General features: G+C 44.8%; 13 protein-coding genes. 8 read left to right on the forward strand and 5 right to left on the reverse strand.

The window, feature by feature from the left end; genetic code table 11:
- The first annotated feature begins 79 nt into the window (after positions 1–79).
- From QZ942_RS13845 to QZ942_RS13870, 6 genes are all read left to right on the forward strand, one after another.
- A complete protein-coding gene (locus QZ942_RS13845; RefSeq protein WP_292996638.1) occupies positions 80–2,143 on the forward strand; it encodes a TonB-dependent receptor in 2,064 nt (687 codons plus the stop codon).
- The gene (locus QZ942_RS13850; RefSeq protein WP_292996639.1) at positions 2,144–2,734 is read left to right on the forward strand and encodes a YfiR family protein; all 591 of its coding nucleotides are present in this window, start codon (positions 2,144–2,146) and stop codon (positions 2,732–2,734) included. It abuts the gene before it with no gap.
- Positions 2,735–2,910: 176 nt separating this feature from the next.
- Positions 2,911–4,818 (forward strand): TonB-dependent receptor, encoded by a 1,908-nt coding sequence (locus QZ942_RS13855; protein WP_292996640.1) that lies wholly within the window; start codon positions 2,911–2,913, stop codon positions 4,816–4,818.
- The gene (locus QZ942_RS13860; RefSeq protein WP_292996642.1) at positions 4,806–6,923 is read left to right on the forward strand and encodes a TonB-dependent receptor; all 2,118 of its coding nucleotides are present in this window, start codon (positions 4,806–4,808) and stop codon (positions 6,921–6,923) included. The genes QZ942_RS13855 and QZ942_RS13860 overlap by 13 nt, the downstream gene beginning before the upstream one ends.
- A 57-nt stretch (positions 6,924–6,980) precedes the next feature.
- Positions 6,981–7,514: a YfiR family protein gene (locus QZ942_RS13865; protein WP_292996644.1), complete on the forward strand. Its 534-nt coding sequence runs from the start codon at positions 6,981–6,983 to the stop codon at positions 7,512–7,514.
- A gap of 285 nt (positions 7,515–7,799) precedes the next feature.
- Entirely contained in the window at positions 7,800–8,681 is an 882-nt protein-coding gene (locus QZ942_RS13870; protein ID WP_292996646.1) for a hypothetical protein, read from the forward strand.
- A gap of 50 nt (positions 8,682–8,731) precedes the next feature.
- On the opposite strand, the gene QZ942_RS13875 is transcribed toward QZ942_RS13870, so the two are convergent.
- The 5 genes from QZ942_RS13875 to QZ942_RS13895 form a co-directional block, all read right to left on the reverse strand.
- Complete coding sequence (locus tag QZ942_RS13875; RefSeq protein ID WP_292996648.1) at positions 8,732–10,378, reverse strand: tetratricopeptide repeat protein; 1,647 nt, start codon at positions 10,376–10,378, stop codon at positions 8,732–8,734.
- Between the two features lie 22 nt (positions 10,379–10,400).
- Complete coding sequence (locus tag QZ942_RS13880) at positions 10,401–11,126, reverse strand: HAMP domain-containing sensor histidine kinase (protein ID WP_292996649.1); 726 nt, start codon at positions 11,124–11,126, stop codon at positions 10,401–10,403.
- A 93-nt stretch (positions 11,127–11,219) separates the two neighbouring features.
- A complete protein-coding gene (locus QZ942_RS13885; protein WP_292996650.1) occupies positions 11,220–11,999 on the reverse strand; it encodes a putative DNA-binding domain-containing protein in 780 nt (259 codons plus the stop codon).
- On the reverse strand, positions 11,977–12,834 hold the full coding sequence (locus QZ942_RS13890) for a DUF692 domain-containing protein (protein WP_292996651.1): 858 nt from the start codon (positions 12,832–12,834) through the stop codon (positions 11,977–11,979). Before QZ942_RS13890 ends, QZ942_RS13885 begins: the two co-directional genes overlap by 23 nt.
- Positions 12,835–12,846: 12 nt before the next feature.
- Entirely contained in the window at positions 12,847–13,185 is a 339-nt protein-coding gene (locus tag QZ942_RS13895; RefSeq protein WP_292996653.1) for a hypothetical protein, read from the reverse strand.
- Between the two features lie 272 nt (positions 13,186–13,457).
- Here QZ942_RS13895 and QZ942_RS13900 point away from each other — a divergent pair, with 272 nt between their 5' ends.
- Both QZ942_RS13900 and murJ read left to right on the forward strand, forming a co-directional pair.
- A complete protein-coding gene (locus tag QZ942_RS13900; RefSeq protein ID WP_292996655.1) occupies positions 13,458–14,180 on the forward strand; it encodes a hypothetical protein in 723 nt (240 codons plus the stop codon).
- A gap of 142 nt (positions 14,181–14,322) precedes the next feature.
- Positions 14,323–15,604: murein biosynthesis integral membrane protein MurJ (gene murJ, locus QZ942_RS13905; RefSeq protein WP_292996657.1), on the forward strand; the 1,282-nt coding region annotated here is incomplete at its 3' end.

Here is a 15,604-nt window from a genome sequence, read left to right on the forward strand (position 1 = left end):
CAAAGAAGAAATCAGTATTCGTGTTAACCCGACAACGGCCTTATTGGCACTCCCAGACAATTAATTACTTGCGATCTGAATGTCTAGCCCCGCAACATTATTGAATCTGAAGCCCTTAGTCTTCGTTATTTTCTGCTGCCTTGCAAATTACGCAATTGCTGAAAATAAAGTGATGACTGGAAAGAAATCAATTGAGAATCAGTTTTTAGATCTCAGCATCGAAGAATTGATGAAAGTTGAAGTCACTTCCGCATCAAGGCGCACGCAGAAACTCTCCGAAGTTCCTTCTGCCATTTTCGTGATTACACAAGATGATATTCGCCGCTCTGGCGCAACCAGTATCCCGGAAGCTTTACGTATGGCTCCCGGTGTTGAAGTCGCGCGAATAGGCACGGACAAATGGGCAATCAGCATCAGGGGCTTCAATGGCCGGTTTGCCGACAAGCTGCAGGTTCTAATGGATGGACGGAGTGTTTACAACCCGCTCTTCGCCGGCGTGCAGTGGGAACAACAAGATACCTTGATGGAAGATATCGAACGTATCGAAGTGATACGTGGCCCCAATGCGGCCGTATGGGGAGCCAATGCGGTCAACGGCATTATCAATATCATCACCAAGAAAGCTGCGGATACTCAGGGCACCCTGATTTCTGCGGGCGGCGGGAGTTTTGAGCAAGGTTTTGTGGGTGCCCGCCATGGTGGAAAAATCAATGACGATACATTCTATCGTTTCTATGCCAAGGGATTCACCAGAGATCAGATGAAAACAACCTCGGGAGACAATGCCAATGATGCTTGGCACAGCACCAGAGGGGGATTTAGACTGGATCACACGCGCGGAATTGATCTGTTTACAATTCAGGGCGATATTTTCTACAACTCGTATGGCGATAGATTGGATAAATCCCAACTCAGCGCACCCGTCATCCAAGCTGAGGCATCCAGAGGACATAATGAAGGGGGGAATATCCGCTTGCGCTGGGATCGGACTATCTCTGAGAGATCGGCAATCATGCTGCAAACTTATTATGATCGCGTCGATTATAAATTATTAACCAGCTCAATCTTTAAAGCCGAAAGTTTTGATATTGATTTTCAACATCGCTTTCCGCTTTTTGACAAGCACGATTTGACCTGGGGAGCCAATTACCGCTTATATCAAAATAAAGTTTCGGATACCGAACTCATCTCATTTAGTCCGCGTCTGCAAACCAATCAACTCATGAGCGCATTTATTCGGGACGAAATCACGTTAATACCCGAGCATTTGCGGTTTACCTTGGGTTCACGGTTTGATCACAATGACTTTACCGGCATGGAAATTCAGCCTAACGCACGCTTGATGTGGACACCCGATACCAAAAATTCGATCTGGATGTCAGCCTCACGTGCCGTACGCACACCTTCCCGAGCGGAAAATGATATTCAGTTGAATGCCCGGACATTAAGTACTACTCCCGGATTGTCAGCACTACTCCCCTTCCCAGTTCTTGCACAGTTAAACGGCGCGTCAAATTTTAATTCTGAGAAGTTACTGGCTTACGAACTGGGATATCGCCATCAGTTTTCCCCGCAGGCATCGGTTGATATTGCGGCTTTCTATAATGATTATAGTCAATTACGCGATCTGTCCGCCGGAATCCCGTCTTTTCATGCCAGCTTTCCCCCTCACCTGATATTACCCGTAGGGCTAACCAATAAAGCCTCCGGCTATACACAAGGTGTCGAAACATCCGTTGATTGGCGCCCCAACGAAAGATGGCGCTTGCAAGGAAACTACAGCTTTATCGACATGCATATTCACTCTGATTCGACGCTCAAGAGCCTGGATCCAACGACAGGCAGTGCCAACAAGGTAAGTCCGCAACATCAGGTCTCATTGCGCTCAAACTATGATGTATCGGAAAGATTGCAATTCAATCTGTGGCTGCGCTATGTCAGCAAAGTAGATTTCTACCATATTCCAGGTTACGTCACCATGGATACCAGGCTGTCATTCAAACCAGTAAGAAATCTCGAACTGTTCCTGGTTGGCCAGAACCTGCTTAGCCAAAACCACAAAGAGTTTGCATCTGATTTTATTCCCTCATTTCCCACAACCATACCCCGTGGTGTTTATGCGGGTGTGGAATGGCGCTTCTAAGTGAACTTCGTGGATATGCGTTTATTTAATCGACTACTCAAGCGCTTAATTACATTCGCAAAACGAAGCTTCTATCACTTCTTTTTCGCCTTGTATCTAGGTTTTTGTCTGCCGGTTTCTCATTCGGTGGCTATCGCCGACAGCATGGTTGAATACCAAGTCAAAGCCGCCTTTATTTATAACTTTATGGCATTTACACACTGGCCTGACAGCACCGGCCAGACGATTAATCTGTGTGTTTATGGGGAAGATTATTTCGGCCAGGAAATCGACAAACTACAAAACAGATCGGTAAATAATCGCCAGATCAAAGTCACGCGTATTGCTGACTTTGATCAATTAAAAGCGTGCCAGGCGATCTTCTTCTCTAAATCGGTTAGCAGCCAGTTATCCAACATTTTAACCGATCTACAAAATGAACCCATCCTCACACTGGCTGATAGCCCAAATGCAACTGCACAGGGTATTGCAATCAATATGAGTCTAGTCAATGAGAAAATTGTTTTTGAAATTAATTTGACCAAAGTACGTGCTTCAGGGCTCGATATCAGTTCAAAATTACTGCAACTGGCTGTCAAAGTGCATCAATAGCAGCGATATTATTACCCATGATCTCTTTCTATCGCCTACCAATCCTATTGAATCTGAAGTTCTTCATCTTCATTTTTGTATGCAGCCTTGCAAATTTTTCGGTTGCCGGAAATAAATCTACGATTGTAAGTAAGTCAATTGATAATCAGTATATAGATCTGAGCATTGAAGAGCTGATGAACATCAAAGTAACGACAGCATCCCGGCGTCCGCAGAAGATTTCCGAAGTGCCATCTGCCATTTTCGTAATCACACAAGACGATATTCGAAGATCTGGCGCAACCAGTATCCCGGAAGCCTTACGTATGGCACCCGGTGTTGAAGTCGCACGGATTGGTACCGATAAATGGGCAGTCAGTATCCGGGGTTTCAACGGCCGCTTTTCCAATAAACTGCAGGTCATGATGGATGGCCGGAGTATTTACAATCCACTTTTTTCTGGTGTGCAGTGGGAGCTGGAAGATACGCTAATGGAAGATATCGAGCGCATCGAAGTGATCCGCGGCCCCAATGCAGCCGTATGGGGAGCCAATGCAGTCAACGGCGTCATCAATATTATCACCAAGAAAGCTGCAGACACACAAGGCACCTTACTGTCAGCAGGTGGCGGTAGTTTTGAGCAGGGTTTTGTGGGTGCGCGCTACGGTGGAAAAATTAATGAAGAGACTCCTTTCCGGGTTTACGCAAAAGGATTCACGAGAGATCATATGAACACAACCTCGGGAGGAAGTGCCAATGATAATTGGCACAATGCCAGGGGAGGATTCCGGTTGGATCACTCGCGCGGCATCGATCAGTTCACATGGCAAGGTGATATTTTTTACAACTCAATCGGTAATGCAACAGGGCAACCGTTGAGTCCGGTAATAACCTTGCCGGGCACTTCAAGAGGGCATAGTGAAGGCGGGAATATACGCTTCCGCTGGGATCGAACGTATTCTGAGAAATCCGCCATCATGCTGCAAACTTATTATGATCGCGTAGATTATCGATTACTGCCAGCGACTATCTATAAAACCGAGAGTTTTGACATTGATTTCCAGCATCGTTTTCCCCTCTTTGAAAGACATGACCTGACTTGGGGACTCAATTATCGCTTGTATCACAACAAAGTATCCGACGCAGAACTCATCTCATTCAATCCTCGCCAGCAAACGAACCATCTCGCAAGTGTGTATGTTCGCGATGAAATCACACTGATACCTGAACACCTGCGGCTTAACCTCGGTACACGCCTGGACCACAATGATTTTAGCGGCTTGGAAATTCAACCCAACGCACGGTTGATGTGGACGCCTGATACACAGAACTCAGTTTGGGTAGCAGTCTCACGGGCCGTACGCACACCTTCCCGCTCTGAAAATGATGTCTTACTGAATGTAAGAACAGTAAACGCAATTCCTGGAACATCCATCTTGCCACTCCCAATTCTGGCACAGGTAATGGGGTCATCAAACTTTACTTCTGAGAAAATGTTGGCATATGAGCTGGGATACCGCCATCAGTTTTCTCCGCACGCTTCGGTTGATATGGCCACTTTCTATAATGATTATAGTCAACTGCGCAGTTTCTCCCCGGGATTTCCACTTTTTCAGCCGGGCCTTCCACCGCACTTCACATTACCCATAGGATTTAATAATAATGCTTCTGGGCAAACCTACGGTGTTGAAATATCGGCAGACTGGAAACCCCATGAAAAATGGCGCCTTCAGGGCAATTACAGCTATCTTCATATGCGGACACAGACAAATACTGTGATAGCACAGCCTGATCCAGGAGCGGGTGCTGCAGACAGAGTCAATCCGCAACATCAAATTTCATTGCGTTCAAATTACGATTTCTCAGACAGGATTCAATTGAATCTCTGGTTACGCTACGTCAGTAAGGTCGATCTCTATAACATCCCTGGTTACGTTACGCTGGATACCAAGTTTGTATTTAGACCCAGAAAGAATATTGAGCTATTTCTTGTTGGGCAGAATTTGTTGAGTCAGAATCATCGCGAGTTTGTAACTGATTTTATTCCATCGCTTCCTACACACATACCCCGTGGTGTTTACGCGGGGGCTGAGTGGCGCTTCTAGGCGAGAAAAATGAAAATATTTTTCCACTGACTAAACTGGTGTTTATTCGCTTGGTATTGGAATATAACTGGTTAAAAACTTTGATCTGGAAACTCTTGCTACTTGTTATCTTTGGTCATTTGACAAATTCCGCAGTTGCTGGAAATAAAGCTGTTGATAATCAGTTTATGAGTCTAAGTATCGAAGAGCTGATGAACATCAAAGTCACCACAGTTTCCAGAAATCCGCAGAAGCTCACCCAAGTCGCATCCGCCGTTTTTGTGATTACACAAGATGACATACGCCGCTCTGGTGCAACCAGCATTCCCGATGCGTTGCGGATGGCGCCTGGGGTGCAAGTGGAACGTGTCGGCACAGATAAATGGGCTGTCAGCATCCGTGGTTTTAATGGGGCCTATGACAATAAACTGCAAGTGCTGATGGATGGCCGCAGTGTATATTCACCACTATTTTCAGGCGTTCTATGGGAACAGGTAGACACGCTGATGGAAGATATCGAGCGCATCGAGGTGATTCGCGGCCCTGCTGCAGTATCTTGGGGATCCAATGCAGTCAATGGCGTCATTAATATTATCACCAAGAAAGCTGCCGATACTCAGGGCACGCTCCTCACAGCTGGGGGTGGTAGTTTTGAGCAGGGCTTTGTGGGCGCGCGCTACGGCGGAAAAATCAATGAAGAAACGCCTTTCCGTGTTTACGCCAAAGGATTTTCACGAGATCACACGCAATCATTATCCGGCGGAAATGCTAACGATCAATGGCACTCGGCCAGAGGGGGGTTCCGCGTGGACCATAACCGTGGCATTGATCAATTTACTTTGCAGAGTGATATTTTTTCCAATTTCGATGGCAGTACCCTCGATAAAAACGGCCTCAGTCTATCGCCCACCTTAACAAGCGGGATGCGTGGACATAACGAAGGGGGAAATATACGCTTTCGCTGGGACCGGACTTTCTCCGAAAGTTCTTCATTCATGCTGCAGATTTATTACGATCGCAGTCGGCAAGTCATACAGCCATTGGGAAAATCTGATGCCGAAAGCTTTGATGTCGATATGCAATACCGTTTTCCATTATTCGATCGGCACAATATCACTTGGGGAGCCAATTACCGGCTCTATCACAACAAAGTTTTCGATACCAATTTAGTCACATTTTCCCCTCGTGAGCGCACGAATCATTTGGGCAGCACTTTCATCCGCGATGACATCACATTGATACCGGATCGCTTGTTGCTTTCAATAGGCAGTCGATTCGAACATAACGATTTCACTGGAATGGAAATACAACCCAATGCACGCCTGATGTGGACACCCAATACTGAGAATTCAGTCTGGATGGCCGTATCCCGTGCAGTGAGAACACCTTCTCGCGGTGAAATTGATGGCATGATTAATCTCACACCACAATTTCAATCTTTTCCTGGATTATCTGCCTTACCATTTCCTATCGCAGCATCGTTACAAGGCGGCAATCACTTCAATTCAGAAAAACTGATCGCTTACGAACTGGGATACCGGCATCAGTTCTCTCCGCAAGCTTCCATCGATGTGACAGGTTTTATCAACGACTACAGTCAAATGCGTGATACGAGCTTTGGTGCATTGTCGCTCAGCACAGGATTACCGAGACAATTTTTATTTCCTATTATTGCTAATAATCAAGGATCTGCACTAACTTACGGGGTTGAAACATCGGTTGATTGGAAACCAAGAGATAACTGGCGTCTGCAAGGGAGTTATAGTTTTCTCAACATAGACTTTTCCACTAATAGTGCTTTTAAAAAAACTGACCCAAGTTCAGGTGCCGCAAGCAAAGCAAACCCGCAACATCAATTGTCGGTTCGTTCAAACTACGATTTTTCTGAAAGATTGCAGCTCAATCTTTGGTTACGCTATACCAGTGCCATCTCGCTTTACCATATCCCAAGCTATGTCACGATGGATGCAAAGCTGGCATACAAACCAACAAAAAACACCGAGTTGTTCGTTGTCGGTCAAAATCTGTTTAGTCAAAATCACAGAGAGTATGCCTCAGAATTTCTTCCCATAGTACCCGTATTTATTCCACGCGGTATTTACGCAGGCGCGCAGTGGCGCTTCTAGTGGAAATACATGGGCATGCACTTATTTAATCGACTACTCAAGCGCTCAGATAAATTCGTGAAACGAAGTTTCTATCACTTTTTATTCGCCTTGTATCTGGGATTTTGTCTGCCGGTTTCTCACTCGGTGGCGATGGCCAACAGCATGATTGAATACCAAGTCAAAGCCGCCTTTATTTATAACTTTATTGCATTTACCCACTGGCCAGACAGTACCAGCCAGACGATTAATCTGTGTATTTATGGGGAAGATTTTTTCGGCCAGGAAATCGACAAACTACAAAACAGATCGGTTAATAACCGCCACATCAAAGTCACACGTATTGCTGACTTTGATCAATTAAAGGCGTGCCAAGTGATCTTCTTCTCTAAATCGGTTAGCAGCCAGTTATCCAGCATCTTAAATGATCTACAGAATGAACCCATCCTCACACTGGCTGATAACCCAAATGCTACCGCACAGGGCATTGCAATCAATATGAGTCTAGTCAATGAGAAAATTGTTTTTGAAATTAATTTGACCAGAGTACGTGCTTCAGGGCTCGATATCAGCTCAAAATTACTGCAACTTGCTGTCAAAGTGCATCAATAAAAATTTGCTCCTCCGGAAAAAACCCGAGGCAGATGAAATCTCAATAGCGCCAATGGCTTCTCTTAAAATATGCACTGACAAATAGAGACGCCAAGAAGATCCATTTTGGTGCTTTTCTATGATATTCAGTTGCCTTGTATTCGTTGAAATACATACTTTATACCAGCTAATTCCTGATCTAGATTCAATACATAAAATGCAATAATGTCTCCATGATTTTTAAAATATATGGAACATTCCATTACTTAAACATTCAACTCATCTAATCAATCGAGGTGCTTCAATATGAAACAGCACATAAAACAGTTACTTTTATCGGCTTGCACATTCTTTCTGTTCTTCAATACGCATTCCGCTCTCGCGGATACTGCAAGTGATACCGAAACATTGCTCAACTGGGCTGAGAAGACTTACCCGGCGATCTTCCGGAGCCATCAGGCCACGCAAAATATCGAACCCTGGTTATACCGGTACTATCCAGAGTCCGGCATTTATGCCGGTGTAAACAAAAACGATAATAGCGTTTATGTGTTAGGTGGACCCTGGGGAGATAATCCGACAGTGATTGACACGCTTGCAAGTTTAATCAACGAAATCAATAATTCTGGTGGAAGTGGCGGCATCGCTGCTTGCGATACCGCTAATGTCCTCGCCGGAGTTACTTATAGCCAGAGCGGCAATGTCGTGACGGTCACTACAAATGGTCACTGTGTCGCTGCCCCCGACCTGACAAACACCAATCTTTGTCAAGTACCGCAACAAACGACGGCAAGCGGCATTTCCTTACTTGGCAGCAATACGATTACTTCATCAAGAATAGACGGTTTATCCACCAGCATTCCAGGATTACCCAATCCGTTTCAAGCTATTGTCGATACAGCAGCAAACGTTAAACACTGCACGATGAATGCACCGGCTGAAACTGCCAACTTGGTTGTCAATTCCGATCTTTGTCTCGATATTACCGCAGCCATAACCGGAGCAATAGGGTCTCTACCCATTGATGGCATCGTGATAACACCCCCAGTGAATTATTTCACTAAAGGCACCTATACAAGTCAGAGCGTACCCGATTGCTTTGAGACGGATGCCACGACGATTAGTGATGCCTTAACCGGGGAAGTCTGGATTAACCAAGGTGGCAGCTTTGTTAAGGTGGGCAGTTAAGCTCGTTTGTACTGAAAGCTTTTCTTCTGAAGAAAAGCTTTCGTTATAGATCATGCTGATGCGGAGAACTCATTCAGTGAAGCCATCAAGCGGATAAAACGCGGTTCTCCGGGTGACAATTCGTTTGCAGCGAGAAGACTACTACGCGCTTCTTGAATCAGCTCTGCCGTTGGTCCTTTTTTTTGAATATACGTAATAATTACGTAGGCTAAGTTGAGTAACACGCGCATGTTTGCCGGCATTGCTGCGTAAGCATCCCGCATGGCATTGACCGCCTCTTCATACTGCCCCTTACTGACGAGCAATACACCACGATTCATAATCAGCATAGCTTCCTGGCGTAACGTCTCAATCAATTTACTGCCTTCTTCGCCCATGCCAGCTTGATCAAATATTTCCGCGACATCTTGAAGTAAGGCAGCATTCTCTGGATTATTCTTAATCTCTCGCTGCAATAATTTGATGGCTTTGTCCTTATCGTCCGTAACCATCAGCAAGCGCGCTATTTCCAATGACCCCTCACTGTCTGGATGAATAGCATCCTGGTCTATCAACTGGATAATCTCAGTGGCGATCTGCTTAGTCTTCTCGGCATTATCGCTTTGATGATAAATCATTCCTTCCACTGCCAATACTTTTAGGCGCATTTCATCCGTAGCGAAACTCTTATTGAGCTGACCCAGTACTCTAATTGCTTCATCCGGTTTTTTACTGGCGCTGCATGCTTTGGCAAGTCCAAAATAGGCATCCGCTGTTTTTAGTACAGAATCTTCCCCTAACGATACGCTCTTGCGGAAAGCCCGCTCAGCATTTTCCAGTTTGCCGATTTTCATTGCCACAGCACCAAGATTCTTCTGTCGCAATACCGAGTTTGGCGATAGCTTTACCGCACGTTCCAGTACATTGTTTGCTTCTTCGAAATTGCCCATAGCTTGCAACGTTTGAGCGAGTAAATCGTGTGCTTCAAGAAATGCAGGATTTGTTTCAGCAGTTTCCTCGAGCAATGTTTTGGCTGCTTCAAAATCATTTTTCTTTAGCAGGATTTTAGCTAACGCCGCTTTCGCCCAAGGCAGATCGCGCTCAGCCAAAATTTTTTCCAATACAATTTTGGCACGATCATATTCACCAGTAATCAATAACAAATCACACTTAGTCCGAAGCAAATCAGCCGCATTCGCCTTATCGGAAGTTAAACGTTGATCGCATAGATTCATGGCCTTAGAATAATCCAGCTGCTTCATCGCTTGGTGAATCTCAGCAAATGCTTTCTTTTTTCCCCAAATTTTGGCTAAGCGCAAACGCAAATTCATTTCGGTAACCGGTTTCAGCAAATAGGCATCAGGTTGATATTCTGCGGCACCTGTCACTGCTTCTGGAGATTTTTCTGCAGAGATCATGATCCACAGACAGGAAGACCCAACAAGCGACAGATGCTTGGCTTCCTCAAGTACTTGTTGTCCGTTCTTCCCGGATCCTAAATCGAGATCGCACAGCACGATGTCAAACTGAGTTTTCTTGATTAAAGAAATGGCTTCGCTTCCGCTTGCCGCCATGGATATTTTCTTCACATCAGCGCCACAGCTACGCAAGATATCGCGAAAAATGCTGCGCATTTCTTGATAATCATCGATTATCAGCGCAGTCGTGTCTGTGAAATCCATATCTGCTGTTAAAGCATTAAACTCACTAGTATTCATGATTTCAATAAATAACCATTCATTACGGAAGGCATAACACAAAACAAGCGCCGCTGAGTGAACCGCCATTCTCCAGCTTTAGTTCGCCTAAGCAGCCTTGATTATGATGCATACGTGCCACCATCGCCGAAAAATAGAAACCTAACCCTGTGCTACCGCCCTGAAAATCAACGCCGCGCGCGCAATCATCACTTTCCCGCAGAATTTGATTCGAATAGCCATTCCCGTTGTCTTCAATCCGCAGTATTAGTTTTCCTTCATTCTCCTCGGCGATTACATGGATACGGTCACACGTGTAACGCATGGCGTTATTTAATGCATTTCCAATCACGCCACTGATTAAGTCTTCATCGAAGTACCAATATAATTCGGGATTAACACGAACTTCCAGATTAATTGCACGGAATTTAAGTAACTCCCTATATTGCGCAACCATCACACGCAAAAAATCATCCAGGCAAATGGATTGCGGATCAAAGGGATAAATTTTCTGACCCAGCTTATAGAGTGTCAGCAATTGAATCAGATTGTTGTTAATACGTTTTGCTTCATGATTCATCTGCATCAATTCAGCATGCGTAGAAAGTTGAGCTGCTTCAGTTGACGCAAGCACTTTTTCCAGACCACCTATCAACATACTCACTGAATTCTTCATATCATGCACGGAAGAAGCCAGAAAGTTTGTCATGTTGGGCACAGAGTGGTTACTATCGGCGCTATTTTCCTTCAAGTCTAACGTCCATATCATTTGATTTTCCGCACGGGATATGCGTTACCATCATTCACTAATAGGCAGTCTAACGGCATAACACCTTGAAGCTGTAGCGCTATTTCTTGAACGTCAAGTTCTCCCCTTCAAGACCACTTGACGGTTCTTTAGATCATTCAATATTTCCATACCGCCCTGGATAACGATATTGGGTTGCGGGTGATTAAGTTCTGCGGCCATTTGTTGCAGCAAAACCCGCCCGGATTGGTTGCTATTCTCCAAAATCAGCTGCATTAGCCGCGCCGTCACTGGATTGATTTCGATAAAATGCACATCAAAATTGGCATCGCGATAAACAATCAAGTGCGTTTGCGTTTCACCGGCTTCTTGAGGTTGGAAAGCCGGACCAATCTTATGAACGGGGAAACGATAACTCAGCGACCAGGCAAGGGGAGAAATAATAGGTATCCCATCCAGCAGATCGCCATGCGTATCTATTTTTGTTTCGTCAATTTTCTCATCTGATAAAGAAAGTGCTAACTCAACCCACTCATAATGAGCAAGCTCCAACATGAAAGGCGGGTCGTCCGAATGCGGATTGCGTTCCCGTTCCAGATATTTTATAAACTCGCGCGGCATTTCCGGAAACAAAGGGGTATGCGACAGATGGTTAGCAAAATAATCCCGGATCAAGGCGTGCCAACGCTCATCCGGCATTATTTGACGCAATACCGGATAAGTATTGGCCATAAAATCTTCCACGTTGTTATAAAACAACTCGCGGTAGATTTTCATACGCCGTTTCTCGATTGCATCAGGACAAGGATTTTTTTCCGGGTTGCGGATGTGTGCCGCAAACGCATATTGCTGCCGCACAAAATCAGGACGATCAGCCGTGTTGTATGAGGTCATTGCTTTGATCTGAATATTTCGACTGCAATGCACGAATGATGTCCACTTCTCCCAGCAACTCAGCCAGCGGTGGAAGATTAAAATCGCGCTCCAGCAACGTGGGAATGGCGCCAAAATATTGATAGGCTTTTTCGAGTAATTGCCAGACTGGATCAATTACATCCGCGCCGTGTGTATCCACAATCAGATCTTCTGCTTCTTGGTAATGTCCGGCAACATGAATATAACGAATGCGTTCGGCTGGCAGTTGCCGAAGAAATGTTTCGGCATCGTATCGATGGTTAGTGCTGTTCACATAAATATTATTGACGTCCAACAGCAAATCACAATCCGCTTCCTGCAACACGGCTTGAATAAAATCAAGCTCTTCCATTTTCTTGCCAGGTGCCGCATAGTAGGAAACATTTTCCATTGCGATGCGTTGTTCCAAGATATCCTGGACACGCCGGATACGATCTGCAACATAATGCACCGCTTCTTCCGTAAAGGGGATTGGAAGCAAGTCGTACAGATGACCGTCGTCACTACAATAACTTAGGTGTTCACTGTAATACCGGATCTGATGCTCTTTTAAGAAGCGCTTCAATCGGTGCAGAAAGGCTTCGTCCAATGGAGACGGTCCACCGATTGAAAGTGATAATCCATGGCAGATAAAAGGAAATTTCTCAGTCAGCTCACAAAAAATTTTTCCGTGGCGTCCACCCACACCAATCCAGTTCTCCGGTGCAATTTCCCAGAAATTAACCGGATGCGTGGTTTGATCCGCAAGCGAACTCATTAGCGAGCGCCGCAGACCAAGACCAGCGCCATGAACAGGATATCGGTTACTGCTCATGGATTGTTCGAATTATTTTTTAGAACCGCATTTCCCTTCACCACATTTACCTTCTTGTTCAGCTTTCTTGCCGCCGCATTTTCCTTCCATATTTTGTTTCATCTCATTCTTACCGCCGCACTTACCTTCACCGCACTTACCTTCTTTCTCAGTTTTCTTACCATCAGATTTACTTTCTTGATCTGATTTGTTAGCGCTGCTCGCATCGGCAAGCTGCATGTAACCGCCAGATAATTCATTCATCGCAAAAGGATTTACGCGGGTATCTGCAGAGAGATTACTGGCAGCAAGACTGGTTACAAGTGCAGTGCCTAACGCGAGTGAAATAGGTTTCATTGATTTTTTTGACATATAGCTTTCTCCATAAAAATTGATCAATTCGGCAACACGTGATAATAACTCCAAATTCAAATGAAGTCCCTAATTTCTTGATTGCTTCCGGAATCTCCACAAACTCTGCACATCAGAGTGAAAAGCTATGTCTTGATATGGATTAATCCGAAGAGTTTTCTCGGATCAGCTTCAATCTATTACCTATCTTGCTTTTTTTGCATGCTTCTCTCTGATAAACTCAGCGCTTCGATAAATACTATAAAAATAGCCTGCAAATTGAGGAGTCCTGAATGTTTGACAAACCCAACCAACTCATTTTTTACATCAATGTAACACTCATTATTTTCGGCGTTCTGGTCGCACTGTTGACTGACTACTTTGTAATCGGGTTAATATTTGCATTCAGTGCATCGATATTGGTCTATGATCAATACAGACAAAACAAATCCGCATTTACTATCTCAGATCTAAGAAAAATACTGACTATCCACGACACAAACGGCAATAAGGCAACGCTAACACAAACACAAATGACAACTGCTTGTCATGTTGATAATTCAGAATATTGGTTTAGAAATATACGTGGGATGGGCAGTATCAGTAACTTCAGAGTCAATGATAGCGATCCGGCTGAGCAGATAAAAGAAAATGGAAGCTATCGGGTATGCATGAAACTTCCACCTGAGTTAAAAGTAGTGAATGGTTCTGATCTGACCCTATCGTATGAATACGAAGATGCTTTCACACAAACAGAAGGTGTTCTTTCCCACGTCGTTGACAATGACACGCGGCAACTGCATCTAACTGTTGAATTACCGGCGGGACGCTCCATTTCTTCAGCCCGGTTTTTCTGCAGACATGATGATGTAGAAGAAGCGCTATTACCACCCGTTGTCACCGGACAAACCAAAATCGAAGCCGATATTAAAAACCCAAAACTTGGCGCCGAATATTGCCTGCAATGGAACTGGTCAGATGCAAGTTTCATAAAGAAAATAAGTCGTTTTTTCTAATCTGGAACTACCCGTTTTAGTTTGGTTAGGGTTGAAATTTATTCTGAATTGGAATTGAGAAATAACCGGATTCTGAATAACAGCTAATCCGGGTAAAACAACCTTCCACTTTACCTACTGATAGCGCAACTTATATACCGTTTTGAATTTACTCAAAGCACTCGCTGCTGTCAGCAGCATGACATTTATATCCCGTATTCTCGGTTTCTTGCGCGACGTCATCATTGCGCGGATTTTTGGTGCAGGAATGCTGACCGACGCTTTTTTTGTTGCTTTCCGTATTCCCAATCTGTTACGGCGATTATTTGCCGAAGGTGCATTCTCACAAGCATTTGTTCCGATTCTTGCCGAGTATAAAAACACGCGTACTCCCGTAGAAACGCAAGACTTGGTTGATCACATCACCACGCTTCTAGGCATCACACTTTTTTTCGTTAGCGCCATTGGTATCTTAGCAGCACCGCTAATTATCTACGCCAGTGCGCCCGGATTTTCTGCCAATCCGGAGAAATTCAACTTAACCGTTGAACTCTTGCAGATTACATTTCCCTACATATTTTTTATTTCCTTGGTTGCTTTAGCAGGCGGCATACTCAACACTCATGGCAAGTTCAATGTTCCTGCAATTACACCGGCACTATTGAATTTATCATTTATCGGCTGCGCACTGTGGCTCACACCTTTACTCGATCCGCCGATTCTCGCGCTGGCTTGGGCAGTGTTTATCGGTGGTATATTACAACTCGCTTTCCAGATACCCTTTCTGCTACGGCTTAAACTATTGCCTCGCATCCGTTTCAGAAACCCGGATACCGGTGCCTGGCGTGTGATCAAATTAATGGGCCCAGCAATCTTTGGTGTATCAGTCGGCCAGATCAGTTTGTTGATCAACACCATCTTTGCCTCACTTCTGGTTACCGGCAGTGTATCCTGGCTTTATTATGCCGATCGATTAATGGAATTCCCCGCCGGTCTGCTGGGTGTGGCATTAGGCACAATTCTATTGCCATCGTTAGCCCGGCATTACAACAGCAATAGCACCGAAGAATATTCCCGCTTGCTCGACTGGGGCTTGCGACTGACAATACTACTGACCTTACCGGCGGCCCTGGCATTGGCATTATTAGCGACGCCTTTAATCACAACTCTTTTTCACCACGGCGCATTTACTGACCATGATGTCTGGATGACACGCGAAGCATTAATTGCCTACAGTGTGGGATTACTTGGATTAATTCTAGTTAAAGTGCTTGCCCCTGGATTCTATGCGCGTCAGAACATCAAAACACCGGTCAAAATTGCTGTCATCACGCTGATTGCCACACAACTGATGAATCTCGCTTTCATCATTCCTTTACAACACGCCGGACTGGCATTGGCAATCGGACTGGGAGCTTGTCTTAACGCAGGGTTACTGTATTACA

This window comes from Nitrosomonas sp. (assembly GCF_021731985.1).
Taxonomy (GTDB): domain Bacteria; phylum Pseudomonadota; class Gammaproteobacteria; order Burkholderiales; family Nitrosomonadaceae; genus Nitrosomonas.

Excerpts from the sequence above, each read along its gene's own strand:
- QZ942_RS13900 (WP_292996655.1), top strand. The coding sequence starts at position 13,458 with ATGTTTGACAAACCCAACCAACTCATTTTTTACATCAATGTAACACTC.
- QZ942_RS13890 (WP_292996651.1), bottom strand. The coding sequence starts at position 12,834 with ATGAGCAGTAACCGATATCCTGTTCATGGCGCTGGTCTTGGTCTGCGG.
- QZ942_RS13880 (WP_292996649.1), bottom strand. The coding sequence starts at position 11,126 with ATGATATGGACGTTAGACTTGAAGGAAAATAGCGCCGATAGTAACCAC.
- QZ942_RS13855 (WP_292996640.1), top strand. The coding sequence starts at position 2,911 with ATGAACATCAAAGTAACGACAGCATCCCGGCGTCCGCAGAAGATTTCC.
- QZ942_RS13875 (WP_292996648.1), bottom strand. The coding sequence starts at position 10,378 with ATGAATACTAGTGAGTTTAATGCTTTAACAGCAGATATGGATTTCACA.
- QZ942_RS13870 (WP_292996646.1), top strand. The coding sequence starts at position 7,800 with ATGAAACAGCACATAAAACAGTTACTTTTATCGGCTTGCACATTCTTT.
- QZ942_RS13845 (WP_292996638.1), top strand. The coding sequence starts at position 80 with ATGTCTAGCCCCGCAACATTATTGAATCTGAAGCCCTTAGTCTTCGTT.
- QZ942_RS13885 (WP_292996650.1), bottom strand. The coding sequence starts at position 11,999 with ATGACCTCATACAACACGGCTGATCGTCCTGATTTTGTGCGGCAGCAA.
- QZ942_RS13895 (WP_292996653.1), bottom strand. The coding sequence starts at position 13,185 with ATGTCAAAAAAATCAATGAAACCTATTTCACTCGCGTTAGGCACTGCA.